The 26,016-nt window shown below is 63.4% G+C and carries 29 protein-coding genes and 1 pseudogene; 21 read left to right on the forward strand and 9 right to left on the reverse strand.

Going from position 1 to position 26,016, the window contains the following annotated elements; genetic code table 11:
• The first annotated feature begins 120 nt into the window (after positions 1-120).
• Positions 121-831: a type 1 glutamine amidotransferase domain-containing protein gene (locus tag OXG30_02970; protein MCY4133862.1), complete on the forward strand. Its 711-nt coding sequence runs from the start codon at positions 121-123 to the stop codon at positions 829-831.
• Here OXG30_02970 and OXG30_02975 read toward each other — a convergent pair.
• Complete coding sequence (locus tag OXG30_02975; protein MCY4133863.1) at positions 811-2,001, reverse strand: hypothetical protein; 1,191 nt, start codon at positions 1,999-2,001, stop codon at positions 811-813. The genes OXG30_02970 and OXG30_02975 overlap by 21 nt on opposite strands.
• A gap of 554 nt (positions 2,002-2,555) precedes the next feature.
• Here OXG30_02975 and OXG30_02980 point away from each other — a divergent pair.
• On the forward strand, positions 2,556-2,789 hold the full coding sequence (locus tag OXG30_02980) for an MBL fold metallo-hydrolase (protein ID MCY4133864.1): 234 nt from the start codon (positions 2,556-2,558) through the stop codon (positions 2,787-2,789).
• A gap of 3 nt (positions 2,790-2,792) precedes the next feature.
• Here OXG30_02980 and OXG30_02985 read toward each other — a convergent pair whose 3' ends face one another.
• Entirely contained in the window at positions 2,793-3,161 is a 369-nt protein-coding gene (locus OXG30_02985; GenBank protein MCY4133865.1) for an aspartyl protease family protein, read from the reverse strand.
• Positions 3,162-3,236: 75 nt separating this feature from the next.
• Positions 3,237-3,374, reverse strand: coding sequence for a hypothetical protein (locus tag OXG30_02990; protein ID MCY4133866.1), 138 nt, complete (start codon positions 3,372-3,374; stop codon positions 3,237-3,239).
• Here OXG30_02990 and OXG30_02995 point away from each other — a divergent pair.
• From OXG30_02995 to OXG30_03010, 4 genes are read left to right on the forward strand one after another with little or no spacing between them, the layout of a single operon-like run.
• Entirely contained in the window at positions 3,354-4,361 is a 1,008-nt protein-coding gene (locus tag OXG30_02995; protein MCY4133867.1) for an ATP-binding cassette domain-containing protein, read from the forward strand. The two genes, OXG30_02990 and OXG30_02995, sit on opposite strands and share 21 nt — an antisense overlap.
• Positions 4,361-4,576 carry a hypothetical protein gene (locus tag OXG30_03000; protein ID MCY4133868.1) on the forward strand — a complete coding sequence of 72 codons (216 nt, stop codon included), beginning with the start codon at positions 4,361-4,363 and terminating at the stop codon, positions 4,574-4,576. The genes OXG30_02995 and OXG30_03000 overlap by 1 nt, the downstream gene beginning before the upstream one ends.
• 29 nt (positions 4,577-4,605) lie before the next feature.
• Positions 4,606-5,400, forward strand: coding sequence for an SRPBCC domain-containing protein (locus OXG30_03005; GenBank protein ID MCY4133869.1), 795 nt, complete (start codon positions 4,606-4,608; stop codon positions 5,398-5,400).
• Entirely contained in the window at positions 5,387-6,169 is a 783-nt protein-coding gene (locus OXG30_03010) for an SDR family NAD(P)-dependent oxidoreductase (GenBank protein ID MCY4133870.1), read from the forward strand. The genes OXG30_03005 and OXG30_03010 overlap by 14 nt, the downstream gene beginning before the upstream one ends.
• Positions 6,170-6,214: 45 nt before the next feature.
• Here OXG30_03010 and OXG30_03015 read toward each other — a convergent pair whose 3' ends face one another.
• The 3 genes from OXG30_03015 to OXG30_03025 are packed head-to-tail and all read right to left on the reverse strand — an operon-like array spanning position 6,215 to position 10,473.
• Complete coding sequence (locus OXG30_03015) at positions 6,215-7,594, reverse strand: FAD-binding oxidoreductase (GenBank protein ID MCY4133871.1); 1,380 nt, start codon at positions 7,592-7,594, stop codon at positions 6,215-6,217.
• The gene (locus OXG30_03020; GenBank protein MCY4133872.1) at positions 7,591-8,997 is read right to left on the reverse strand and encodes an FAD-binding oxidoreductase; all 1,407 of its coding nucleotides are present in this window, start codon (positions 8,995-8,997) and stop codon (positions 7,591-7,593) included. The genes OXG30_03015 and OXG30_03020 overlap by 4 nt, the downstream gene beginning before the upstream one ends.
• A gap of 54 nt (positions 8,998-9,051) precedes the next feature.
• Positions 9,052-10,473 (reverse strand): gamma-aminobutyraldehyde dehydrogenase, encoded by a 1,422-nt coding sequence (locus OXG30_03025; protein MCY4133873.1) that lies wholly within the window; start codon positions 10,471-10,473, stop codon positions 9,052-9,054.
• A 181-nt stretch (positions 10,474-10,654) separates the two neighbouring features.
• Between OXG30_03025 and OXG30_03030 the strand changes: the two genes are divergently transcribed.
• The 12 genes and pseudogenes from OXG30_03030 (at position 10,655) to OXG30_03085 (ending at position 20,162) form a co-directional block, all read left to right on the forward strand.
• Entirely contained in the window at positions 10,655-12,013 is a 1,359-nt protein-coding gene (locus tag OXG30_03030) for an aspartate aminotransferase family protein (GenBank protein ID MCY4133874.1), read from the forward strand.
• Positions 12,014-12,028: 15 nt separating this feature from the next.
• Complete coding sequence (locus OXG30_03035; protein MCY4133875.1) at positions 12,029-12,487, forward strand: Lrp/AsnC family transcriptional regulator; 459 nt, start codon at positions 12,029-12,031, stop codon at positions 12,485-12,487.
• Positions 12,487-13,581, forward strand: a complete 1,095-nt coding sequence (locus tag OXG30_03040) for an ABC transporter ATP-binding protein (GenBank protein MCY4133876.1) — start codon at positions 12,487-12,489, stop codon at positions 13,579-13,581. The genes OXG30_03035 and OXG30_03040 overlap by 1 nt, the downstream gene beginning before the upstream one ends.
• Positions 13,545-14,489 (forward strand): ABC transporter permease, encoded by a 945-nt coding sequence (locus tag OXG30_03045; protein MCY4133877.1) that lies wholly within the window; start codon positions 13,545-13,547, stop codon positions 14,487-14,489. The genes OXG30_03040 and OXG30_03045 overlap by 37 nt, the downstream gene beginning before the upstream one ends.
• Positions 14,486-15,400, forward strand: a complete 915-nt coding sequence (locus OXG30_03050) for an ABC transporter permease (protein ID MCY4133878.1) — start codon at positions 14,486-14,488, stop codon at positions 15,398-15,400. Before OXG30_03045 ends, OXG30_03050 begins: the two co-directional genes overlap by 4 nt.
• On the forward strand, positions 15,397-16,500 hold the full coding sequence (locus OXG30_03055; GenBank protein ID MCY4133879.1) for a spermidine/putrescine ABC transporter substrate-binding protein: 1,104 nt from the start codon (positions 15,397-15,399) through the stop codon (positions 16,498-16,500). Before OXG30_03050 ends, OXG30_03055 begins: the two co-directional genes overlap by 4 nt.
• A 43-nt stretch (positions 16,501-16,543) precedes the next feature.
• Entirely contained in the window at positions 16,544-17,476 is a 933-nt protein-coding gene (gene speB, locus OXG30_03060; GenBank protein ID MCY4133880.1) for an agmatinase, read from the forward strand.
• A gap of 84 nt (positions 17,477-17,560) precedes the next feature.
• Positions 17,561-18,766, forward strand: coding sequence for an XRE family transcriptional regulator (locus OXG30_03065; GenBank protein MCY4133881.1), 1,206 nt, complete (start codon positions 17,561-17,563; stop codon positions 18,764-18,766).
• Complete coding sequence (locus OXG30_03070) at positions 18,759-19,403, forward strand: hypothetical protein (GenBank protein ID MCY4133882.1); 645 nt, start codon at positions 18,759-18,761, stop codon at positions 19,401-19,403. The genes OXG30_03065 and OXG30_03070 overlap by 8 nt, the downstream gene beginning before the upstream one ends.
• A 27-nt stretch (positions 19,404-19,430) precedes the next feature.
• Positions 19,431-19,733, forward strand: a pseudogene (locus OXG30_03075) (nuclear transport factor 2 family protein).
• Positions 19,734-19,743: 10 nt separating this feature from the next.
• Positions 19,744-19,905 (forward strand): hypothetical protein, encoded by a 162-nt coding sequence (locus OXG30_03080; GenBank protein MCY4133883.1) that lies wholly within the window; start codon positions 19,744-19,746, stop codon positions 19,903-19,905.
• Positions 19,902-20,162 (forward strand): hypothetical protein, encoded by a 261-nt coding sequence (locus OXG30_03085; protein ID MCY4133884.1) that lies wholly within the window; start codon positions 19,902-19,904, stop codon positions 20,160-20,162. The genes OXG30_03080 and OXG30_03085 overlap by 4 nt, the downstream gene beginning before the upstream one ends.
• Before the next feature lie 91 nt (positions 20,163-20,253).
• Here the strand turns inward: OXG30_03085 and OXG30_03090 are convergent, their stop codons facing one another.
• On the reverse strand, positions 20,254-20,961 hold the full coding sequence (locus tag OXG30_03090; protein MCY4133885.1) for a gamma-glutamyl-gamma-aminobutyrate hydrolase family protein: 708 nt from the start codon (positions 20,959-20,961) through the stop codon (positions 20,254-20,256).
• Positions 20,962-21,160: 199 nt separating this feature from the next.
• Between OXG30_03090 and OXG30_03095 the strand changes: the two genes are divergently transcribed.
• On the forward strand, positions 21,161-21,349 hold the full coding sequence (locus OXG30_03095) for a ferredoxin (GenBank protein MCY4133886.1): 189 nt from the start codon (positions 21,161-21,163) through the stop codon (positions 21,347-21,349).
• A gap of 8 nt (positions 21,350-21,357) precedes the next feature.
• Complete coding sequence (locus tag OXG30_03100) at positions 21,358-22,821, forward strand: aldehyde dehydrogenase (GenBank protein ID MCY4133887.1); 1,464 nt, start codon at positions 21,358-21,360, stop codon at positions 22,819-22,821.
• A 308-nt stretch (positions 22,822-23,129) separates the two neighbouring features.
• Here OXG30_03100 and OXG30_03105 read toward each other — a convergent pair whose 3' ends face one another.
• On the reverse strand, positions 23,130-23,741 hold the full coding sequence (locus tag OXG30_03105) for an RloB family protein (protein ID MCY4133888.1): 612 nt from the start codon (positions 23,739-23,741) through the stop codon (positions 23,130-23,132).
• Entirely contained in the window at positions 23,738-25,087 is a 1,350-nt protein-coding gene (locus tag OXG30_03110; GenBank protein MCY4133889.1) for an ATP-binding protein, read from the reverse strand. The genes OXG30_03105 and OXG30_03110 overlap by 4 nt, the downstream gene beginning before the upstream one ends.
• A 250-nt stretch (positions 25,088-25,337) precedes the next feature.
• Here OXG30_03110 and OXG30_03115 point away from each other — a divergent pair.
• Positions 25,338-26,016 (forward strand): CBASS cGAMP-activated phospholipase (locus tag OXG30_03115; GenBank protein ID MCY4133890.1); only part of this gene is annotated, 679 nt, incomplete at its 3' end.

The raw sequence follows: 26,016 nt of genomic DNA on the forward strand, positions 1-26,016 counted from the left end.
CCTCCCGCCCGCCTGCTGCGCAAGGCACTTCAGCGGGTCGGCATGCATCCTGAAGACGGCCGGCGCTTTGAGGCAGACCTCAGCGGCCTTCGGGCCCTGGTGGTGGCCACCAACCACGGCATGCTCGACATCGGCAAGCCCACCGGAGTGTTCTCCAGCGAGATGACCGTGCCCTACTACGCCTTCTTGGACGCCGGCATGGAGGTACACGTGGCCAGCCCGTCCGGCGGCGAGATCCCCGTCGAACCCCAGTCGCTGAAGCCGGTGATCCGCACCGAGGCCGACGACCGGTTCATGGCCGATGACGACCTACGCCAGAAGGTCACCGAGTCGCTGGCCATCGGCGATCTCGACATGGCCGACTACGACATCGTGTACTTGGCTGGAGGATGGGGGGCGGCCTTCGACTTCGGCTTCTCGGAGGACCTCGGCACCCAAGTCACCGAGGCCAATCAGCTCGGCCGGGTGATCGGCGGCGTCTGCCACGGACCGCTCGGCCTACTGCGGGCCAAAGGTGCCAACGGTGAGCCGCTGGTGAAGGACCGGCGGGTGACCGGGGTGACCGACAAGCAGGTACACGAACTCGGCATCGAGAGCACTCCCTATCATCCCGAGACCGAACTGCGCCGAGCTGGGGCCATCTTTGAGAGCACCACCCGGTTCCGCGACACCTTTGCCAACCACTGGGTGGTCGACGGCAACCTGGTCACCGGCCAGAACCAGAACGCCGCTCCCATGGTGGCCCGGGAAATGATGCAACTCGTCACGAAGGCCCTTCACGAAGCCTGGCGTCAATCCCCTAATCGGAAATCAAGGTCCAGGCACGTCTGATTGGCCATAGTCGTTGAATCTATTGTCGCCCCAGCAGACGACGGTCTGATCGACCTTGACCCCGCAGGAATGCGCGACTCCTGAACTCACTGAGGTGTACTTCCCGGCCGGTACATCTCCATCATCGAAGCTGTCACCCCAACAGCTGATGGTTTGGTCGGTCCTGACCCCGCATGCATGACTTTCACCTGCTGATAGGGAGACGAACTTCCCAGCTGGCGCAGCAAGCTGGCCCCACGAGTGACTACCCCAGCAGATGATCGACTGATCGGCTTTCAGACCACACGTATAGGAGCTTCCAGCAGTTACATCGATGAACATACCAGCGGGCGGATCAGACTGCCCCATGTCGTTTTTGCCCCAGCAGGCAATTGTCTGGTCAACCCTTATCCCGCATGAATGCTCTGTGCCAGCGACTATGGCGACAAATTTCCCCTCTGGGGAATCAGATTGGCCCCAAGGATTGTTGTGCCAGCAGACAGCGGCCTGATCGGTGCTTATCCCGCACGAATGCCAGGAACTAGTTGACACGTCGGTGAACCGCCCCCTAGGGGCATTCGAGATGCCCGCGGTGTCTTCCCCCCAGCAGACAATTGTCTCGTCGACCCTTATGGCGCAAGTATCGTCATAGCCAGCCGACAGCACTGTGAATTTCCCATCAGGGGCAACGGCTTGGCCCCACTGGTTCCTTCCCCAACAAACGATTGACTTATCAGCTCGTAGCCCGCATGAGTGGTGAAAGCCCGCTGACACCGCGGTGTAAGCGACTGGGTTTGTCCTCGGAGGTCGGGAATCGGATCCAAGCTGGTCAGCACAGCCGTCGGGAACCAGTTGGGTGTCTACTTCAAATTGGCAGCGATAGATGTTTAATAGAGATTCTTGGTTGACGATCAGCTGGTCGCGAACTGAGATATCGTCGGCAGTGGGCGTACCCTCAAAGTCGCCTGGCAGGACTGGCCCTTGCTTTACCTTGCGGCCAGCACAACCGCCGGATACTGCCGAGGTGTCCACCCCGAATAGACAGCGGTAAGTGTTCAACAAAGACTCCTGTTCGGCTATCAGCTGGTCCCGCTCTCTTACCTCTTCTACAGTCTGCGCCGCAGCTACCCCTCCAGAAAACACCACAACTATCAGCCCTGCCAGCGCACCTACTATTGCTTTGAACTTCATGGCCAGGCAGGTTATCCAACCGCTGGGGCAAGGTGGGATGCGTACCATTCGGCCAGATCTTCTGGGGTCCGCGGGTCGCCGGGGAATCCACCAACCCCGTAGGCACCATCAGAGACAATGGCCGATGGAGATGGCCAGACTGGATAGGCGTTGAGGGCGTCTCCTCTGTACACCGACCAAACTCGCCCGTCTCCATTGACAGCAGACACAAATCCTCCTTCGCGGGCACCAAATGGGAGCCTGCGATTGGCCTCCCTTGGGAATGATCCCATGCCGCACCTCGCCCGGTGATGGATGCTCGGACGGCTTGGTACGGAGCCGCGACCGGCGACGACACTACTGGGACTCGGTGACAGATTCGCTCTTCAGCCGACTCGGCCAGCCTCCGCTCATGCCGCCGACTCGGTGAGCCAGCGACCGGTGTCGTCGAATAGCTCGTGCCAGGCAGCGAAGATTTGCCCTCCTACCCCTCCAATTGACCAAATTGACTCGCAAGCGGAGGCTGGAGTTCCCTAGCCGGTGTTTCTGAGTCCCGCGGCGATGCCGTCTGGTGGATGCCGGCCAAGGAGTGGTCATGCGCATGGCCGGAGGCGGGTCGATGTCCCCCCTTCCTGGCCGCGGTTCTGATCACACATCTGCATAGCGACCACATCTGCGATCTCAACGACGTGATCACCACCCACTTGGCCATGACCGGAGGGAACGGCGCGCTCGCCGTATTCGGACCGGTGGGCACAGCGCAGCTTTTGGAGCGCCAAATTCATACCCTGGAGGCTGATATCAGCTAATCGTCAGCTGGCGAGTCGATACAAGATGAGCTGGGTGGGAACCAGCCGCTGTTCGACCGGGTCGACCGCGAGGGCTAGGCCCTCAAGGGTGTAGGCCCCCAGCAGTACCGGGCCTTCGTCCTCGCCGAATACCACCAGGGTCACTTCTCTTTCCCCCTCCACCGTCACCCATGCTCGCCCGTATTCCATGACTGCCCGTCGGCCGTCGGCCAACAGAAATCGGCGTTGGCCAATGGGCGCCACTCCCATATCGCGTAGCAACCGGCCGGGCAGGGTGGTGTAAGCGGCACCAGTGTCAACGATCGCCTCGATCTCCCTGGACTCCCCGCCGTCCATGCCAGCAACTCGAATGGGCAGTGCAAAGGTTCCCACGCCGGAACCCTACCCGTCGCTTATTAGACTGTCAATCAATGAAATTATATTAAAATTACGGTAACAACCACATGATCAAATCTCGATGGCCAGTTCCGAGCGAAGGTCGGTGGATGAGGCGGCCACCACCAGTTGGCATTGGCCGGGGTCGACGGCCCAGCAGTGCGTTTCGGAGTCCCAGCGGGCGAAGGAGTGCTCATTGAACTCGATCACCGGCCGGGTTCAATCGGTCGTGGCAAGACCTCGTTCATGAACGGGGTGGGCGGCTTGACTCCCGCCAACGGCCGAGTGGAGATCTACGGGACCGAAGTGAGCCGGCTGGCCGCTCATCGCCGCCACCGGCATCGCCTGGGACGGGCCTTCCAGGCCGCCACCCTGTTCCCCGATCTCACCGTGCGAGAGACGGTGCAGGTGGCGCTGGAGCGGCGCCTGCCCACTCGGTTCTGGCCTGCGGCCCTGGCTCTGCCTCCCGGTGTTCGCCGCGAACGGCGACAGGTCAGGGCGGCTGACGACCTGATCGGCTTCTTCGGACTCGGCGACTACGCCGACAAGTTTGTCGCCGAGCTGTCCACCGGCACCCGGCGGATCGTAGAGCTGGCCTGTTTGGTGGCAGGCGGATCCCACCTGCTCTGTCTCGACGAGCCCACCGCCGGGGTGGCCCAACGGGAAGCCGAGGCCCTGGTGCCGCTGTTGCACGGGGTGCGCCGGGAACTCGACGCGTCGGTGCTGTTGATCGAGCACGACATGCCGCTGGTGATGTCGATCAGCGACCGGATCTATGGCCTGGACGCCGGAGAGGTGATCGCCCAGGGGACAATTGCAGTAGCCGCTGGGGTCGAAGAGATCTTCTCGGCTCGTAACGCCGGGATCCATGAGGACCACCTGTTCGTTGTCGGTCGGGGTTGCCGGCTCCTTGTTGGTCTTGTCGGGGGTGATGAACAGGTCGGGCCGTTGCTCGCCAGACACTTCGGCCTGGGCGATCTCGACAATCCGGTCGATCATGGCGTCGGTGACCGCCCGGTCGGCAAACCCCCGCTCAATGAAGAACCCGTTCTCCTCCCAGCTCGCCCGCTGCGCCTCGGTCAACCCCATCGAAAGAAATCTACCAACGGTCGATTATGCGCACGAGCAGAGATCGCTCCCCTACCAACTAGAACCCGGCGTGTACTGTCCGATCCATGTGGAGACCATTTGACGTGATGCTCCTGGCCATTGGTGCGGTCAGTGGTTTCTCAGGAACCACTTGGCTTGCCATTTGGGCAACATCAGCGAACGAGACCGTGGGCGACAATTTCACCCCGGTGGGGTGGATTTTGCTGTTGCTATTCGCCATCGCCTGCGGCATTGGCCTTCTCTATCGAGAGGGACTCAGAGTGCGAGAGAAAAAACAGCAGAAACCTCCTCAGCCCGAATAGGACCACCTCATCGCCCCTAGGGTGGGGCCATGTCAACAGAGCGATCGATTGAGTTGGAAGTAGCGGTAGCGGGGGCGCCGGAGGAGGTGTGGCGGGCGGTGGCCACGGGGCCAGGAATCTCCTCGTGGTACGTGCCCCATACGGTGGAGGAGCGGGCCGGTGGTGCGGCCATGGCTTCGTTTGGACCGGGGCCGGAGATGCAGATTCCCGGTCGGGTGGCGGTGTGGGAACCGCCTCGGCGAATTTGCTTCGACGGCGGTGAGGGAGTGGACGGACTGGAGTTCGAATGGACGGTGGAGCCCGCAGGCGAAGACCGGTGCAAGGTGCGGCTGGTGAACTCCGGCTTCGGCCAAGGCGAGGAATGGGACGCCCAATATGACGCCATGGTGGAGGGCTGGGGCTTGTTCATGTCCAACCTCGGGCTGCACTTGGAGCACTTCGGAGGGCAGACGGCCGTCTCGGTGCTGCCCACCGCCATGGGAACCAGCTCCCGTGATGAGCAATGGGCCGGGCTCACAACCGCACTGGGTATCTCGTCGGCCCCGGGGGTGGGCGAGCGGATCGAAGCCAACTCGCCCGATGCTCCCCCGCTGGCTGGCACGGTGGTGGAAGCCGGACCCTACCGGATCGCCCTTCTGCTTGATGAGCCCGCACCGGGCACCGCCTTTGTGGCGGTGGAGTCATTTGGCGAGCACGCCGGGGCGTCGGTGTGGCTGTACCTCTACGGAGCCGACGGGACCGAGGCCGCCGAGCGGGATGGACCCCTTTGGCAGGATTGGCTGACGGGTGCCCTAGGAGAAGAAGGAGCAGATGGAAGCCCTTAGTGAGCGCAAGATCCTGGTGGTAGGGGCCTCGTCGGGCTTGGGCCGGGCTACCGCCATCGCGCTTCAGCGCAACGGCGCTCACGTTGCGTTCGCCGCCCGCCGCCGCGACGTGCTGGACGAAGCGGTAGCCGAAGCCGGAGGGGGCCATGTGGTGGTCATCAACGCCCTCGACCCTGCCAGCATCGAGCAGGGGGTGGCCGAGGCCGCCAGCGTGCTCGGCGGCCTCGACGGCATCGTCTATACCTCGGGCATGTCGCCCATGGCGCCGATGGCCGAGTTGACTCAAGAGGACTGGCAGGCGGTGTTCGGAGTCAACACGTTCGGACCGAACCTGATAATCAAGGCCGCCCTGCCCCATCTCAGCGAGGACGCAGTGGTGGCCGCGGTGTCTTCCGACTCCACTGAGATGCCCCGCCACTCGCTGGTTCCCTACGCCGCCTCCAAGCGAGCCTTGGAGGCGACCATGGAGGGATGGCGAACTGAGACACTGGGAACTCGCCGGTTTGTCACCGTCATCCTCGGGCCCACCATGCCCACCGAATTCGCCAACTCATTCACCCCGGAGGCATTCGAAGCGGCCATTCCCCACTGGCAGCGCCAAGGGTTCCGCACCGGAATCATGAACGGCCATGAAGTGGCCCACGGACTGGTTTCTTGCATGGCCGCGATGTTCGCGGCGCCCACTTTCGGGATCGAGTCGCTGCTGCTGCGGTCGCCCGAGCCCGAGGTGGCCATCGAGTACTCCGCCGACGTCGAGCAAGGACAGTGAGCAAACTGTCGAACGTCGCCGTCGACCTGCTGGATTGGCGGCCATTCAGCTGAGCAGCCGTTGCATCATCCGGGCCAGCCGGGATCTTCTGCCGGTTAGTGCCTCTGTGCGGTCGGCGATGCCCATGATCCTCAACGCTCCGTTGATGCCCAGCCACCGGAGCGGCTCGGGCTCCCATCGCCGGGACCGGTGTCCCACCCAGGGCAGGTCGGTGCGGGGAGAGTCGGTCTCGGTGATCAGCTCGGCCAGGGTCCGCCCGGCCAGGTTGGCGGCAGCCACCCCTTCGCCGACGTAGCCACCGCCCCAGGCCATGCCATTGTCCCGATCGAAGCCGACCGAGGGGAACCAGTCGCGGGGCACGCCCAGCACACCGCCCCAGCGGTGGGTGATGGCCACATCAGAGAGCATGGGGAGCAATTCGACCAGGGTCTTGATGATCCGGTCGTGGGTGCGGGACCTCTGTTCCACCGAACTGACAATTCTGGATCCGAAGTTGTAGGGCGCTCCCCGTCCTCCGAACGCGACCCGACCGTCGGCGGTCCGCTGGCCGTAGATGACCATGAACCGGTCATCGGTAAACGTCTGCCGGTGGCCCAATCCGATCTTTTCCCAGAGCACATCGTCGATGGGCTCGGTAGCCACCATCAGCGAATACAGCGGGGCCAATGTCCGGCGGTCCCCCTCCAATGTGCCGGTGTAGCCCTCTAGGGCTCGTACCACGACCTCGGCCTTGACAACTCCCTGGTCGGTGGTGACTCGGCCGGGCTCTATGGCGGTGGCGGCCGTGCCCTCGACAATCTTGCCGCCCAAGCGCTCAACCGCATCGCCGAGTCCCCGAACCAGCCGAGCTGGGTGGAGGGCCGCGGCGTGGGCGAAGAACATGCCGCCCACCACCCCGGTGGCGGCCAAATGGGCGCGGGCCTCGTCGGCGCCGAGCATCCGCATGTCGTGGTCGGTCAGCCCGTAAGCACCCTGGAAGAACTCGACCTGCTCCCGCTGGCGGATGAGGTGGGCCCGGTTGCGGGCCAGGCGGATGGCGCCGCCTTTGGCGTAGTGGCAGTCGATCCCCTCCCGCTCGGCCACCCGCCCCACCTCGTCGACCGCATCGTGCAGCGCGTGGAGAAACCGGCGGGCCGCATCGTTGCCGGCCACGGCCTCGTGCCGCTTGGGCCCGGCGGCCAGCTCTCCCACGCACCAGCCCCCGTTGCGACCCGACGCGCCGAAGCCCACGATGTCGCGTTCGATCACCGTCACCCGCATCGACGGGTCGATGGCCAGGAGGTAGTAGGCGGTCCACAGCCCGGTATAGCCCCCGCCCACGATGGCAACGTCGACGTCGGCATCACCGGTTAGCGGGAAGCGGGGCTCAAACGAACCAGGACAGGTGTCGTGCCAAAACGAACAATCCCTATAGCGGTCGCTCAAGAGTCGAACCCCACCCCGAACCGATCGAGCAGGCTCAGCCAGGCACCCCGCTTGCCCTCTCGCCGATCTGCCCTCTGGAGGGCCTTTCGGGTGAGCTGGATGCTGGCCCAGCGGGCGGGCTCTGGAGGGAACGGCACGGGGGGTTTGCGCACCATCTGGAGCTCGGTGCGCTCGGTTTGGTGGCCGTACACCAGGTCGAGGGCCACCCGGGCCCCGAACCGGCTGGCCCCCACCCCGAGGCCGGTATAACCCGCAACCCATGCCAAGCGACCTTTGAGCGCGATGCCCCAGGCAGCAGAGAATCGGGTTGTGGCACCGATAGGACCGCCCCAGCGGTGGCTGAACGAAAGCCCTTCAAGCTGGGGAAACGTCTGAAAGAAGTGTTCTGCGAGCCGCTGATGGCTTGCTTCGCTCTGGTCGTGGCGGGCGTCCAAACCGTTGTTGAAGTGATAGGTGGCGTCGTAGCCGCCCCACAGAATCCGATCATCGGCAGACAGTCGGTAGTAGTGGAAGAGGTTCGACACATCGCCCATGCCCTCCCGCTCGGCCCATCCCACCGAGGCCATCTGCTCAGCCGACAACGGCTCGGTCATCAGTACGTGGTCGTACACCGGGACCAGGTAGCGGCGGGGACGCCGGACCGGACCCGGATAGGCATTCACAGCCATCACCGCTTTATCGGCCCGTACCCGCCCGGCTGGCGTGCGAATCACGACGCGGTTGCCCTCGCGCTCCACGGAAACAGCCCGAGAGTTATCGCACACGACCCCTCCCAGCGCCTCAACTGCCCCCCGCAGCCCCCACCCCAACCGGGCCGGGTCCACGAGGGCAATGTCATTGCGGCGGATCATCCCGCCTATGTAGGTGGGAGAGCTTACCCGAGCCCTTATCTGCTCGGCATCGAGCAGGTCGACGTCTTCGCCGTAAGCCCGATGGTGGTGGATTTCCTCGGCCAGAGAGTCCATATGCCAAGGTTCGGTGGCCACTCCGATCTCGGCGCTGGGGCGGAAGTCGGCATCAATCCCGAATTTCGTCAGGCTGGCGGCCAACCCGGCCAGGTTCTCCCGCCCCAACCGAACCAGTGTCTCGACTTCGTCGGGCCAATGGGAGATGCCATTGGCCAGCCCGTGGGTCAGCGACGAGTCGCAGAATCCGCCGTTTCGAGAGCTGGCCCCGAAGCCGCACTGCTCGGCCTCCAGCACGACCACTCGAAGGCAGGGTCGATCCTCCATCGCCTGAAGCGCGGTCCACAGTCCGGAAAATCCACCGCCGATAACTGCCAAGTCGGCATCGACTTCCCCGGCCAACGCTGGAGCAGGTGCTGGGGCCTCGCCGTTGTCCGACCAGAACACCGCCGGCTTTGCGGCAGCCAGTGCCTGCGGCGCCCAGCTCTTCGCGGTCATCTCGCTCTGCCTAAGGCAACTTTGCCACTGCTTGCATCAAGGGCATAGCCGAGCTCAGTGCTTCACCATGACGTGCTTGAGCTCGGTGTAGTGGTCGAGGGCGTAGAGCGACATGTCCTTGCCGTAGCCCGACTGCTTGAAGCCGCCGTGGGGCATCTCCGAGATGATCGGGATGTGGTCGTTCACCCACACCGTGCCGAACCGTAGTCCCTTGGCCATGCGCATGGCCCGGCCCACGTCGTTGGTCCACACGCTGGCGGCCAGCCCGTAGTCGCAGTCGTTGGCCCAGGCCAGCGCGGTCTCCTCATCGGGTACTGCCTGCACGGTGATGACCGGGCCGAACACTTCCCGCTGCACGATCTCCGACGCCTGGTCCACTCCGACCACCACCGAGGGCTGGTAGAAGTAGCCCTCGCTGTCGCGCGGGCCGCCCCCGATGGTGATCTCGGCACCGGCCTCGGCCGCCCGGTCGACGTACCCCGACACCCGGCCCAGTTGGACGTCGGACACCAGTGGACCCATTTCGGTGTCCTCGTCGGTGGGGTCGCCGGTGACCACCGAGCCGGCAGCATCGGTGAGCTGGGCCACGAAATCGTCGTGCACTTTGGCCCCGGCGATCACCCGGCACGGCGCGGTGCAGTCTTGGCCGGTGTTGTAGAAGCTGTTGTCGCGCAAATTGGCCACCACCGCCTCGATGTCGGCATCGTCGAACACGATCACCGGCGCCTTCCCGCCGAGTTCGAGATGAACCCTCTTGAGCGAGTCCGACGCCTCTTGGGCCACCGACTTTCCGGCGGCCACCGACCCGGTGAGCGACACCATGGCCACATCGGGGTGCTGCACCAGCGGCACGCCGGCGGCTTGGCCCTGGCCGCACACCACGTTGAGGACTCCCGGGGGAAGCACGTCGGCGAGCAACTCGGCCAGTCGCAAAGTGGTATAGGGGGTGAGCTCGGAGGGCTTCAGCACCACGGTGTTGCCTACCGCCAGCGGCGGGCCGAGCTTCCACGTGGCCATGAACAGCGGATAGTTCCACGGGGCGATGGAGCCCACCACCCCGATGGGGTCGCGGCGCACCATCGAGGTGTAGCCCTCGAGATATTCACCAGCGGCCTTGCCGTCGAGGAAGCGCCCCGCGGAGGCGAAGAACCGCCAGTTGTCGCACAGCTGATCCATTTCGAACTCGATGATCGACACCGGCTTGCCCACGTTCTCGCACTCGAGCTCGGACAGCTCGGCCACGTTCTCCTCCACGATGTCGGCCACCTTGTGGAGGAGCTCGCTGCGCACCCGGGGGGTTTTGGCCGACCATTCGGGGAAGGCCGCGGCCGCCGCTTGGACCGCGGCGTCCACGTCAGCCGCCGAGCTGGACGCCACCTCACCGATAACTTTCCCGGTGGCCGGATTCACCACCTCGTCGGTCGCCCCCTCAATGGCCGGCTGGAACTTCCCATTGATGTAGTTGTCCGTCAGCATGGTCGTGCTACCCCCGCTCTCGTTGTTGCATTGCTCATATTGCAGCACCAAACCCGCACAATCAAGCCCCTGTTTCGGTAAAAACTAGTTGTGGAATTAAAAATCACAACCGAATCGGTTGCACAAGTGGCCATTCTGGTGTTAAATCGGTATTCACCGATCGGAGCAGAGGGCGCTATAGATGCAGCACGACGATTTGGTCGCGTTGGCCGACCGCCACTTGTGGGGCCACTTCAGCAGTCTGGGCAGCGCCGTCGACCGCATGAGGGTCATGGAGCGAGGCGACGGGTGCTACGTCTGGGACGCCAAGGGCAACCGATACCTCGACGGCTTGGCCGGCCTGTTCGTCTCCCAAGTGGGACACGGACGCGAAGAGCTGGCCGAGGCTGCCGGGCGCCAGGCATCGCAGCTCGGCTACTTCCCGATCTGGACCTACGCCCATCCCAGCGCGGTGGAGCTGGCCGCTCGCCTGGCCTCGTTCACACCCGGCGATCTCAACCGGGTGTTCTTCACCACGGGCGGTTCGGAAGCAGTGGAGTCGGCCTGGAAGCTCGCCCGCCAGTACTTCAAGGTGATCGGCCAGCCCGAGCGGCACAAGGTGGTCAGCCGCGATCTCTCGTACCACGGTACGTCTTTGGGCGCACTGTCTATCACGGGGCTGGAGTCCATTCGCGAGCCCTTTGAGCCCCTCGTGCCCGGCGCGTTCCACGCCGCCAACACCAACCGCTATCGCTGCCAGCTGTGCGCTAGCTGCGACGCCTGCACGCTGGCCTGCGCCGACGACATCGAGCAGGCCATCCTGCGAGCCGGCCCCGAGACGGTGGCCGCGGTGTTCGTGGAGCCGGTGCAGAACTCCGGCGGGTGCTTCGTGCCACCCGACGGGTACTTCGCCCGCCTCCGCGAGATCTGCGATCGATACGGAGTCCTGCTGGTGTCCGACGAGGTCATCTGCGCGTTCGGCCGCCTGGGCAGCATGTTCGGCTCCGAGCGGCTCGACTACGTCCCCGACATCATCACCTGTGCCAAGGGCATGACATCGGGCTATGCGCCGTTGGGGGCCATGATCGCCACCGACCGCCTCGCCGAGCCGTTCGTGGGCACCGACGAATCATTCCTGCACGGGTTCACCTTTGCCGGGCATCCGGTGAGCTGCGCGGTGGCCATGGCCAACCTCGACATATTCGAGAAGGAGCACCTGCTTCACCACGTGCAAGCCAATGAGGGCCCCTTCCAGGCCGCCCTCGAAGACCTGGCCGATCTGCCGATTGTCGGGGAGATCCGGGGCATGGGCTACTTCTACGGCATCGAGCTGGTGAAGGACCGGGACACCCGGGAATCGTTCACCGAGGAGGAAGCCGAATCGCTGCTGCGGGGGTTTCTCACCAACCGCCTTCTCGATCTGGGGCTGATCTGCCGTGCCGACGATCGGGGCGAGCCCGTCATTCAGCTCTCGCCGCCCCTGATCGCCGGCCCCGACGAATTCGAGCGCATCAACCAGATCCTGCGCACTGCACTGACCGAGGCCCAGGCCCGGTTTTAGGTGGAAGGTGGACCGATGACCGCGGTATTCGATCTCGACGACATCGACAAGGCCATCATCCGCGAGCTGCAAGTTGATGGCCGGCTGCCCCACGCCCAGATCGCGCCGCTGGTCGGGCTGTCCCAGGCCGCCACCCGCCAACGGGTCAACCGTCTGATCGAGCGGGGGGTCATCCAGGTGGTGGCGGTGACCGACCCGGTGGCGCTGGGACTGGGCTACCAAGCTTTGGTGGGGGTCACCGTGTCGGGAGATGCCCGGTGCGTGGCCGACGCCATCGCCGAGATCAGCGAGGCCGAGTACGTGATCATCGTGGCCGGGCGGTTCGACATCATCACCGAGATTGTGTGCGCCAACAGCGACGCCTTCATGTCGGTGGTCAACGACCGCATCCGGGCCATTCCCGGCGTGGTGACCTTGGAAACGCTGAACTACCTGCGGCTGGTCAAGCAGACCTACAGCTGGGGCACAGGCTGATGAGCGACGGGGGGAACGATCCGGTGAGCGGCCAGACCGCCGCGGTGGAGCTCTCGGCCATCACCAAGCGCTTCGGCTCGGTGGTGGCGGTGGACAACGTGGACCTGGAGATCGCCGACGGCGAGTTCTTCGCCCTGCTGGGGCCTTCGGGCTGCGGCAAGACCACCACATTGCGCATGGTCGCCGGGCTGGAGTTTCCCACCGAGGGCAGCCTCAAGATCTTCGGCAACGAGGCCGGCACGCTGCCGCCCAACAAGCGCCCGGTCAACACCGTCTTCCAGGACTACGCCCTGTTCCCCCACATGACGGTGGAGGCCAACGTGGCCTTCGGGCTCAAGATGCAGCGAGTGGCCAAAACCGAGATCGCCGACCGGGTGCAGGAGGCCATCAGCCTGGTTCGCCTCGAGGGCTTGGAGCAGCGCCGGTCCCAGCAGCTGTCAGGCGGCCAGCGCCAGCGGGTGGCGCTGGCCCGAGCGCTGGTCAACCGGCCCAAGGTGCTGCTGCTCGACGAACCGCTGGGCGCCCTCGACCTCAAGCTGCGCCAAGAGATGCAGGGCGAGCTGAAGGCGCTTCAGCGCGAGGTGGGCATAACCTTCGTCTTCGTCACCCATGATCAAGAAGAGGCCCTGACCATGGCCGATCGGATCGGGGTGATGAACGAGGGCGATCTCCTCCAGGTGGGAACCCCGGCGGAGATCTACGAGCACCCGGTGAATCGCTTCGTGGCCAACTTCATAGGCCAGACCAACCTGCTCGATGCCTCCGTGGTGTCGAACAACACGGTGTGCCTGGCCAACGGGGTGCACATACCCGGCAAGTCGGACCTCCCCGTCGGCACCCGGGTGGCGGTGTGCCTGCGACCGGAGCGGGCCGGGATGCACCCACCCGAAGAAGTCCCTGCTGATCAGCAATCGGTGGTCGGCCGCCTGGAGGGCGTGACCTATCTGGGCAACGCGCTGGTGTACACGGTGGCGCTCGACTGGGCCCGGCTGGAGGTCCGCCGCGAGAACCAGCCCGGCGGCTACCGGCCCCATGTCGGCCAAGAAGTGGCCGTGTCGTGGACGCTCGACGCGATCTCGGTGGTGCGGGCATGACGATGGTCGCCGACCGGCCCGAGGGACTCGAGGACGCGGCCGTCGCCACTCCCGAGTTCGAGAAGGCCGCCGAGCGGGCCGCATCTCGGCGAGGCTTCCTGCTGTCGCTCCCGGCCTACGCCTACCTGGTGCTGTTCTTCGCCGTCCCGCTGGGGATCGTGATGATCTACTCGTTCGCCACTCGGAACCGGTTCGGCGGTACCGACCTCTCGGGCTGGAACCTCGACGCCTATCGCAAACTGGGCGAGCCCATCGTTCGGGACATCCTGTTCCGGTCGCTGTGGCTGGCCATCCTCACCACGCTGATCTGTCTGGTGGTGGCCTACCCGTTCGCCTACTTCATCGCCACCCGGACGCCCCTGGTCCGCAACCTGATGCTCGTCTTCGTGATGATCCCGTTCTGGACCAACTTCCTGGTCCGCAACTACGCCTGGCGGGTGCTGTTGGGCAACGACGGGCTCTTCACCAACATCTCCGAAGCCCTCGGCCTGGGAGAGCGAGAGCTGCTGTTCACCACCTCGGCGGTGGTTATCGGGCTGGTCTACGGCTTCTTGCCGTTCATGGTGCTGCCCCTCTACGCGTCCATCGAGCGGATCGACCTCAGCCTGGTCGAGGCCAGTCGCGACCTCTACGCGTCGGGCTTCCAGACGTTCCGGCGGGTTCTGCTCCCGCTGTCGATGCCCGGGGTGATCGCCGGGTCGATCCTGGTGTTCGTGCCCAGCCTGGGCGCCTATGTGACCCCCGAGATCCTGGGCGGGGCCAAGACCACCCTGCTCGGTTCCTACATCGTCACCCAATTCCTCACCGCCAGGAATTGGCCGGTGGGGGCGTCGCTGTCGTTCGTGCTGATGGCGGTGATGCTGGTCGCCACCTTGGTGTACTTCCGAACCGGGGGCCGGAACCTATGAGCAGCACCGTCCAGCCCCGGGGCACCACCAAGATCGCCCTCACGGCCCACTCCTGGCTCGTCTACCTGTTCTTCTTCGCCCCCATCTTCGTGCTGATCGTGTTCTCCTTCAGCGACGACCGCAACGTGGGCCGGTGGGGCGGCTTCACGCTGGAGTGGTACCAAGACTTCGTCGAGCACAGCCAGCTCCAGAACGCGGTGTGGGTATCGATCCGAGTGGCCCTGCTCTCCACGGTCATCTCGGTGGTGCTGGGCACGCTGGCCGCCCTGGCCTTGGAGCGGTTCAAGTTCAAGGGCCGCAAGGTGTTCGACGCCCTGCTCTATCTCCCCATCATCATCCCCGACGTGACCATGGCGGTGATGATGCTGCTGTTCTTCGCCGAGTTCTTCGAGATTCTCGACTCGGTGTTCGGCTGGGATGTCCAGAAGGGATTGGGCTCCATCACCATCAGCCACATCGCCTTCAACATCAGCTTCGTGTCGGTGGTGGTGCGGGCTCGACTGGCGGGAATGAGCGAGGTGCTGGAGGAGGCCGCCCTCGACCTCTACGCCACCCGGTGGAAGACGTTTCGCTATGTGACCTTCCCCCAGATCGTGCCCGGCGTGGCCGGCGGGGCCCTGCTGGCCCTCACCCTGTCGCTCGACGACGTGGTCATCACCCAGTTCGCCGCCGGCCCGGGCGCCACCACCCTCCCGGTGTTCGTGTTCGGCCTCATCCGCCGGGGGGTCACGCCGCTGATCAACGCCACCTCGGTGATCATGCTGGCCGCATCGGTTTTCCTCGTCGCCCTGTCGCTGGCCTTCCAGCAGTTCAGCGGCCGCACCGGCCGCCCATCGCTGCGCGCCGCCCGGCAAGCAATGTCCGCCAAACCCAATACCAATACCCAACCCAAAGAGGGGATATACCAATGAAACAGAAACGACTGTTCTGGCTGCTTGCCGTGCTGCTGGCCTTTGCGCTGGTAGCCGCTGCGTGCGGCAACGACGACGATGAGGGGGGGGCAATCGCCGACTGCGAGGTCAATGAGACCGACGGCAACCTCAACATCTACAACTGGGCCGAGTACATCGACGAAGAGCAACTCGCCGCGTTCGAAGACGAGTTCGATGTGAGCGTGACCATGGACGTCTACGACTCCAACGAGGCCATGCAGCCCATCGTGGCGGCTGGCAACTCGGGCTATGACCTGATCGTGCCGTCGGACTACATGGTGGCCATCCTCATCGCCGGCGGGACCGTCCAGCCGCTGAACAAAGCCGCCATCCCCAACATCGCCAACATCTCCAACGATTTCCAAAACCTGATCTACGACCCGGCGGGCGACTACTCGGTTCCCTACCAATGGGGCACCACCGGCATCGCGGTGGACACCGCGGCGCTGGGCACCGACTTCCCCCGCACCTGGGGTCTGATCTTCGATCACGCCCTCGCCGATGAGTACAGCGGCTCGATCTCGCTGCTCAACGATCCTCGGGAGACGATCGGCGCAGCGCTGAAGTATCTGGGCTACTCGCTGAACTCCACCGACGAAGGCGAGCTGGAAGAGGCCAAAGATCTGGTGGCCAGCACCCGAGATCACCTGGCGGCGTTCAACACCGACTCGGCCGACGAGTTCCTCACCACCGGCGAGACAGTGATCGCCCACGGCTACTCCGGCGACATGTTCACCCAGTTCCTGGAGACCGACGACCCGTCGCGCTACGTGTACTTCGTGCCCGACGAGGGCGGCACCCGCTGGATCGACAACATGGCGATCCCCTTCGACGCCGGCAGCCCGTGTACGGCCCACACGTTCATCAACTGGCTGCTGACCGCCGAGCAGGGCGCCGCACTGTCGAACTGGAACTACTACTCCACCCCGAATGCGGCCGCATTCGGCGGGCTCGATGAGGATCTCCAGGACTTCCTCAGCACTCCCGGAGTGGCCCCGGTGGAGATCTTGGAGGAGATCGTGGACACCGGCGACTTCGAGGTGAAGTTCTCCGACGCCTTCATCGAGGCCAAGGGCTAAGCCCCGAAATCCCGTAAGGCGGAAGGGATCTAAGGTGGCAGACATGCCTCAACCCCTCGGGGGCAATCAGATGCCCCGCTTCGCGGGCATCGCCACCTTCATGCGGCTTCCCGGCCGGTCGGCGGCGGCCGATCTCGATGTCGCCGTCGTGGGCGCGCCGATCGACATCGGCACGTCCAACCGGCCGGGGGCCCGCTTCGGTCCGAGGGGCATCCGCAACGAGTCGGTGCTGATTCGCCCCTACAACATGGCCACGAGGGCGGCGCCGTTCGACAGCCTGCGCATTGACGACATCGGCGACGTGGCCACCAACCCGTACGACCTGGCCGACGCGGTGGCCCGCATTGAGGCCTTCTACGACGAGCTCCTGGGCCACGACGTGATCGCGGTGACCATGGGGGGCGACCACACCATCGCCCTGCCCATCATGCGGGCCATGCGGCGCAAGCACGGGCCGCTGGGGTTGATCCATGTGGATGCCCACACCGACATCAACGAGCACATGTTCGGCGAGGCCATCGCCCACGGCACACCGTTTCGCCGGGCAGTGGAGGAAGGGCTGCTCGATACCCAGCGGGTGGCCCAGATCGGCGTGCGGGGCACCGGTTATGCCGCCGACGACTTCGACTGGTCGAGGGAGCAGGGCTTCCGGGTGGTTCAGGTGGAGGAGTGCTGGAACCGCTCGCTGGAGCCACTCATGGCCGAGGTGCGGGAGAAAGTGGGCGGCGGGCCGGTGTACATGAGCTTCGACATCGACGCGCTCGACCCGGCGTTCGCCCCCGGCACCGGCACCCCCGAAATCGGCGGCCTCACCGCGCCCCAGGCCCTCGAGATCATCCGAGGCTGCCGGGGCCTCAACCTGGTTGGCTGCGACCTGGTGGAGGTGTCCCCCATCTACGACCCCACCGGCGCCACCTCCCTCACCGCCGCCAACCTGCTGTTCGAAATGCTGTGCGTAATGCCGGGGGTGGCGTAGACAGCAAGTTTTATTTGTTGCGCGATTAGATAAAATAAGCCAAAATACGTAACTAGCTTGCCGCGGGGAGAATGGGGAAGTCTGATGAGCCAGTTGGGAGAGACGCTGGCGCGTGCTCGCACGAGCGCCCGCTACTCGCAAGACGATGTGGGTGCCGTCCTAGGCATCAACCGGGCGATGGTGTCGTACTGGGAAGCAGGCACCAGAACCCCGAACGATCGGCAACTGGGCGCCATGGCCCGGCTCTACGGCATCGAACTAATCGATCTCGTCGAAGGCCGCGACGTCGACCCGGACGCCGACGACTTAGCGAGCATGCTGTTACGTGCCAATGACGGCGTCGACCCTGGTGCCACGCCGGGTATCCGTGAGTTCGTCCAGTTCCTTGATCGCTTCGCCGAGCTAGCTCGAATCGTGGACGAACCCATCCGGGGTCTGTCTCAGAGCCCTTTCGTATTTCGGCAGAATTTCTCGCAGAAGGACGACATCCGCCGCAAGGCGGAAGAGGTACGCGACTACCTTCGTCTCGGCTCAGCCCCAATCTCCGATCTTGACCCTGTTTGCGAGGCTCTCGGTATCGCCATATACCGCGCACCTCTCGGACCGGATCTCCAAGTCTCTCCGTCGGGCGCATTTCTCAAGCACCCTGAGGTGGGATTTGCGATCTTGGTCAACCTCGACATGACACCTGGCCGGCGTCGGTTCACCGTCGCGCACGAATTGGCGCATGCCCTGTTTCACAGTGATGAGACCAACCAGGTGCTTTCGCACGGCAGGGGCCCACGCGAGATTTTCGCTGACGCATTCGCGGGTGAGTTCCTCATGCCGAGTGAAGGAGTCCGACGCTTCGCCGAAGAGCTCGGCCTGCCGCCTCGCATCAAGGACCCGGTCGACATAATCCACATCCAGCGGTACTTCAAGGTGTCATGGCCCACGGCGCTCGTCCGACTACGCCAGATGAATGCGATTACGCAGGACACTTATGCCGATTTCAGGACTTCCGTTCGTCCAGTGTCGCTAGCGCGAGCACTCGGTTACGTCATTCATCCCGAAGAAGACGTCCAGGATCGCGAGCTGTGGCGGATTCGACGCTTCCCCCGTTCTTTCTTGCGAATGCTGCGTCAGGCGGTGGTAACGGAGATCATGTCGCCTCCTAGCGCCGCCGCATTCGCCGGGCTGGCCTTGCCTGACATTGTGCAGGTCCTCGGCAGCCCCCTCGGCGATGTGGAGCAAGAGTCGCCGTATCTTGAAACTGAGTTCAACGAGTTTGAGGTCACAGGTGTTGTCTGAGGGTTCTCACATCATCGACACCGTGGTGCTGATGTACTTCCTGTTAGTCGGGCGGGAGGCACTACTAGCCGACCTCCTGGGCAGACCACTCCAAGTTCCATTGGCGGTATACGACCCTGAGGACAGAAGGCCGCCGGAGGGAACTTCCCCAAAGTCAGAATTGCTCTCCGAAATGAGACAGGCGATAAGGCACTACGAGGCCGCGGCTGAGGCGGCTGCGGAATCAGAGTCCTCCGATAATGAGTTCGAGCCATTCGACCGGATCAAACGCATCGATGATCTCTACGACAACGGGAGTCTCGTTACCGTTGCGATGACTTCTGAAGAGCTGCTGCTGGCCGCACAGCTCCAAAGCAGCGATGCCCCCGCGCACGGGCTGAATGTCGGCCTCGGACCCGGCGAGGCGGCATGCGTCGCGATCTCCCATACACGAGGGTGGACAATCGCAACCGACGATGCCGATGCGTTCAAGGTGCTCGACCGGCTAAACGCCGACCACGACTACCCCTACGAACGCATTCGCAAGCTTCTGGTTCGTGCCGCTGATGAAGGGCGCGTCTCACGCGAGGAAGCAAACCGCCTGCACGACGAGATGCGCGCACTGGGATTCTGGGACTCCGGCCAGCCGTTTTCCTGAGCCGCACATAGTGGGGACCGCCTTACATCTAGTTGGCAGGGCATGCTGGCCCGCCTCGACGGAGTGATCCACCTCTACCTCAACGGCTGGGCCGACCTCGACGAAGATACGGGCACCGGCACCGGGCGCTGGTATGTGATCGAGCACTTCAAGCGTCCTGGTGAAGACCCCATGACCATGTACGGCTACTACGACGACGAGTACTGCCGGGAAGACGGCCAGTGGAAGTTCGCCCGCCGATCCCTCAACCGCATCTACTACGGCCCGCCCGACATGTCCGGCGAATTCACCGGCTTTCGATCTGGTCCGAATAGAGCCACAAGTGGCTAATATTGGACCAGTGGTTCACATAGAGCTAGAGCGAATCGAAGCATTGGAACTGATGGGCATGGTGCTGGCGCATCTGAGCAACGCCGAGGCGGTTGGCGATCTGTCGCCTCGGGTTCCGATGTTGATGTCGATTCGAGACAAGCTGGCCGACGGACTACGGGAGCAGCCATGAGCTATCGAGAAGCAGACGTTTCCGCAGCTGAAGCTGCGATGGACAAGTACCGGAGTGGACTAGAGGGGGAGGTAGGCGCTGCCTTGTCGGTAGTCGGCCTCAGCTCCGAGCGTGCCCACAAGGAGATGGTGATCCGCGATGACATGATCCGGGTGGCCCACCGCGTCGGAGCCTCACTTCGACAAATCGCCGAAGTCTCTGGACTCGGCCGCAAGACAGTCACCGCCATCGTCGAGTCCGACCAAATGCGAGCCTGACTAATGGGGAATGGCCCGAAACCTCAGATTGGCTCGACCGCATAGCCGCACTGGTGCGCGGCCACCGGCTGGAGTGATCCCCCTAGCCGGACTAGCGGCAGGCCCGTTCGACCAGCCAGCCGAAGATGGGGTCGGTGGGGCGGGTGGGCATCATCTCGGGGTGCCATTGGACGGCGACCACCAGATCGCCCATCTCCAAGCCCTCGATGGCACCGTCGTCGGACTTTGCGGTGACGGTGAGGTCGCGGCCGAGCTGATCCACCGTTTGGTGGTGGAGGCTGTTGACCTCAGCAGACGGGCCGTACAGCTCGCCCAGGATCGATCCTTCAGCGAAGCTCACCTGATGGATGGCGGTGTCGATGGGAAGATCGAACCGGCCGTGCTCGGGAACGTGTTGGTGAAGGGTGCCGCCCTGGTGGACGTTGATGACCTGAATGCCCCGGCAGATGCCGAGGACGGGGATATCGGCATCCAACGCAGCCGATAGCAGCCCGAGCTCCAGGTCATCGCGCTCCTGTTCAGGGGCCAGCAGCTCGGGGCGGGGTTCGGCTCCGTAGCGAATCGGGTCGATGTCGGTCCCCCCGGGCAGCACGATCCCGTCAAGCCGTTCGCTGACCGCGGCAATGTCGATTTCGATGGGGAGATGAACGGGAATGCCCCCGGCTTCGATCACGCCGCGGGCGTAGTCGGCGAAATACAGATCGATATCACGGTCGTCGAACACCTCGGGAAAGCCAGACATCTCCGAGGCCCGCTTGCGCCGACCCGGCAGTCCGATCAAAGGGGGTTTCGTGGCCATCGAATTGTTCGCTTCCAAACGCTCTCGCTGTCAAAGATAGTTTGAATTGCGGTGGATACTCCGATTCGAGATGTCGACGACACCATTGCCTGGAGCAGACCTCGGAGCCGATGCGAACCCGGTCGAACTTCGTCCACGGCGTGCTGTCGGTGGGCATGCAACCAAAGGAGGCCAATTGACTACCGGCAGCGACAGCAGGGTGCGGGTGGCGGTTGATCAGGAGCTGTGCATCGGCGGTGGGATATGCGAGATGCTCGAACCCGAGATGTTCGAGTTGGATGGCGACATCGTCATTTCATCGGTCATTGGCGATGGCCTCTTGCCCCGACCGCGGGCTGAGGTGGCGGTAGACCGCTGCCCCGGACAGGCCATCTCCATCATCGAATAGGAGCAGTAATGGAGACCTACGACAACTGGATCGACGGGGGGTTCGCTCCCCCGCCCAACGGCCGGCGCATGGCCACAACCAATCCATTCTCTGGGGAGTCGTGGGCCGAGGTGGCCGACGACCCGGCCGCGGTGGACGACGCGGTTCGGGCTGCCCGGCGGGCGTTTACCGACGGCCCCTGGGCCACCATGGCCGCCACTGAGCGGGCCCGGCTGATGCGCCGCTTGGGCGAGCTGTTGAGCCGAGACGCCGAGCTGTTGGGCCAGGTCGAGACCCGTGACAACGGCAAGATCATCCGCGAGACATCGGCCCAGGCCAAGGGCTTGCAGGGCTACTACGACTTCTTTGCCGGGATGGCCGACAAGATCGGCGGGGAGCAGCTTCCCAGCCCGTCGCCCAATTTCTTGGTGTACACCGAGCGCGAGCCCATCGGCGTGGTAGGTGCCATCGTCCCGTGGAACTCGCCATTGGCCCTGTTGACCTGGAAGCTCGCTCCGCTGTTGGCCGCCGGTTGCACGGTGGTGGTCAAACCTTCCGACATCACCCCGGTCACCGCCCTGTTGCTGGCCGAGCGGACCGCGGAGGCCGGGTTTCCCCCCGGAGTCATCAACGTGGTGACCGGCGGTGCCGAGGTGGGCGCGGCCATCACCTCTCACCCCGACATCGACAAGATCACCTTCACCGGCGGCGGGGCCACCGCCAAGCACGTGGCCCGGGCCGCGGCCGACAACTTGACCCCCACGGTGCTGGAGCTGGGCGGCAAGTCTCCCCAGATCATCTTCTCCGACGCCGACCCCGAGGCGGTGACCAACGGGCTATTGGCCGGGATCTTCGCGGCCAGCGGACAGACGTGTATTGCCGGGTCAAGAGCCTACATCCACCGCGACATCGTTGACGAGGTGGTCGGCCGGGTGGTGGCCCGGGCCAATGAGCTGGTGCTGGGTGATCCCTCCGATCCGGCCACCGAGATGGGACCGTCGGCCTCTGACGCCCAGCGCGACCGGATTCTGGCCATGATCGACCAGGCCCGCACCGAGGGAGCCACCATTGCCGCCGGCGGAGTGGTCGACTCTGAACTGGGAGGGCGGTTCGTGCGTCCTACCGTGATTACCGACGTGACCAACCAGTCCACCATCGTGAGGGAAGAGGTGTTCGGCCCGGTGCTGGCGGTGCTCGACTTCGAAGACGAAGACGAGGTGATCAAACTGGCCAACGACAGCGACTACGGGCTAGCCGCCGGCATTTGGACCAACGACATCCGCCGGGCCCACCGAGTGTCGAGAGCACTCCGGGTGGGCACGGTGTGGATCAACACCTACCACAACGTGAGCTACATGGCCCCCTTCGGCGGCTTCAAGCAATCAGGTTACGGCCGGGACAACGGCCTCGAAGCCCTCGACGGCTTCCTCCAGACCAAAACCGTCTGGATCGAGCTCACCGGCGCCACCCGCGACCCGTTTGTGATCGGGTAAGCAAAAGGGAGGCGGGACGCCAGTAGTGCTGGGCTAGTAGTCGCGAACCTCTTCGATCCAGTCTTGCTGTTCGCGGAGTAGGGGTGTGCACAGCATGATTGCTAGAAGGCTGTTGTCCCGGGTTAAGTGTGCAACTGTGGGCTGATGGACTGTGGCGTGCCGTGAAACTGTTTCGGGGGCCTGATCCCCCTGTTCAGGGTAGAAAGTGGCAAAGAACTTGGGAATGGGCACTACACCAGCCCCCAGGGTGCCTGGCCAAAGTCGTCCAGCGGGACAATGCAGCCAGGTGGTGATTGGTGGCCGCCGTTCTACTGCCTGATCGATTCGATGAGTGCCCAAACGCCTGAACTGGGATTGGACCTGGGCGGCGAACCGTCCCCTATGTGTTTGGCGTCCAATCTGCGGGCTCGCTGGCGCGCGTCTTCGAAACGGTCGAAGAGAAGGTCCATCGCGCGGCGAGACAGGTTCTTTCCGCATCCCAGGAGTTCGGACGATCTCGATTGGGCAGCCTGCCGGCTAATATGGGAGGTCCGATCCTCAAAGTGGAGGATGAACCACAGCTCGACGCAGGGATTTGAAATGGCCAGATGGATCCCGTTGTCTTCCGCCTTCTGGATGGCCTCTCTCACGTTCGGGTGTGCATCAATGTCAAACATGCACCAGATCTCATCGTGGGCCCGGCCTCGGCCTCTCCGCTGGTCTCGCAACTCGTCCTTCTTCGTCTTGACTGCTTCGTTGACAAGCGACATCGGCACGCCATGGAACGGATCAACAGAGATCAAGAGACGGTCCCGAAACTCCCGCCGCCAAGGCAACAGGTAGCCTTCTTCGGTTCTTGCTCCCTCAGTGAAGACAAGTATCTCCCGCCTAGCTCGTACATTCCTAGGACGGCGAGGTGCCCCGGTTGGACGGGCTGTCAATGGGCGACCACTGCTTCGGATGCGACAGCAGCCGCAAATTCCTGGTGGGAGAGAATTGGGATCGCTCCGTACCTCCCATCGAGATACCGCTTACCGATCGCCTCCTGCCTACGAGGATCAAGATCGGCGAGGGGGTAGAGACGCGTACTCCCGTCGTGGCTCTTTTCGGTGAACCAGATCTGGTCGCGTCCTAGAAGCCTCTCACTAACGCTGTCTCCGAGAAGCGTCGGGTCATGCGTGTTGAATACGAGCTGAGCGCGCCGAGGGTTCGTCTCCGGGTCTTGGAAAAGTCGCACGAGCTCTGTCACGAGCGCCGGATGCAGACTTGCATCGATTTCATCCGCAAGGAAGACCGACCCGTGTTCGAGAGCCTGAACAACAGGTCCGATAAGACCGAACCACACCCGAGTCCCGAATGACTCATCTTCGGCTTCTAGCACGACTGCCTCACCGTCGACGCCCCTATGAATCAACCGAACGCCGAGTTCTTCGAAAGTCGGCCCTTCATCCCCCTCTGGCTCACCTTCGTTCCCCTGCAAGATCCTTACCGCGCGCCTAAGCCTCTCCTGCATTACAGGGTCTGGTTCAGACTTGCGGGCACCTGTCACACCAAGGTCCGCTGCTTGAAGCAATTCCAAAACTCGATGGCGGGATTCGTCGTCGCCAAGCATCTCAGTAGTCAGCGCCTGACGCCACGGTCGGGAATCGGCCTGGGCTAGCAGTAGGTTCCGGCTGAACCACTGATATAACGGTAGAAGTGCTCCGTGCTTCGCAGAAGCAGCTGTAGACAAGAAAAGCGCATTCGGTCGGATCAACTCTTGGACCGCGCGAGTCTTCTGGCGATCAACCGATCCCACCTCTACGTCTTCTCCTTCTCGGCGAAAGATCAATGCTGCACGACCCTTGGGATACCAGTACGCCCACTCCCTGAGAACTCGGTGATCGTCGACAAGGAAGCCATACTCGTGACGCACACCATCTACAACGAGGTCGATTTCATACCGTGACGGCTTGGTTAGACAGGAGCGGTCGAGAACGAATGGCCGCCGGGAAACTCCCCCCTCTGGATCTCCCAGCCGAAACGAATGGAGGACAAGCCAACGCATGTCATCCATCACCTTGAGCAAGTTGCTCTTGCCGGAGCCGTTCGCTCCAAAGATCCCGGCGGCTGCGAGCACATCTACTGGTGAGCCACCTTCCCTCCAATTCACTGCCCGTACATACCGGTCCTCGGCCAGACCAGTCGCCATCAGAGAGAATTCCACGCTGTCTCGGAAAGATCGCACGTTCTCAGCCCGAAAGGCGAGGACAACAGATGGCTGACGTGCTGCGATTTCATCTATCACAGGCTCAGTATTGCAGTAAACCTGCACAAAAAGCCAGAAGATCGTACTATAATATAGGCAAGAAGGTTGATTTTGCTGTAGTTATCGTGATGTAATTACAGGAAGATCCAAATCAGGACGAAAAAGAGGGGTCGACCCGAAGGTCGACCCCTCTCAGAACTAGGAGACCAGTGGTCGCCTGCTCGTGTTTAGCAACTCGGATGGTAGGCGCTCGACAGGTCCTCCGCAATGATCGGAGATGATCTGAGTTATGACATCCGAAGCAAATGGCCATGGAAATCCGCCCTGGGAGGGGCGCTGCCAGGTTCTATCCCTTGATGGCGGCGGTTTGAGAGGGATCTTCACCGCAGCTTCACTAGCCGCTCTCGAAGACGATCTCGGCTCTCCTGTGGTTGACCACTTCGACCTGATTGCCGGAACTTCGACCGGTGGTCTCATTGCTCTCGCGCTCGGCGCAGGTGTGTCGGCTCGATCGATTCTGGACTTCTACCTCGAAGAGGGTCCTCGAATCTTTCGGTACTCACTGCTGAGGACGCCCCGTCACCTCTTGCGGTCGAAATACGACGGTCGAGCACTTGAGGCAGCGGTGCGTCGACAATTCGGAGATCGCCTGCTCGGCAACAGCAGGGTCCGCCTGGTTATTCCTGCATTCGACCTGACACGCAACGACGTCTACCTCTTCAAGACACCCCACCACCCAAGCCTGAGGAGAGACCACCGAGTACCGATGTGGGAGGTGGCGATGTCAACTTCTGGTGCGCCTACATACCTTCCAGCCCACGTACTTCATGAAGACCGAACCATGCTCGTTGATGGCGGGATATGGGCGAACAATCCATGCCTGGTGGGCGTTACTGAGGCGGTCAGTGTCCTAAGGGGCCGAGCGGATTGGCGGGTTAGGTGGGGTTCCATCGGTTTTTCCAGTCGAT

It is taken from the genome of bacterium (genome assembly GCA_026708015.1).
GTDB lineage: Bacteria > Actinomycetota > Acidimicrobiia > Acidimicrobiales > Bin134 > Poriferisocius.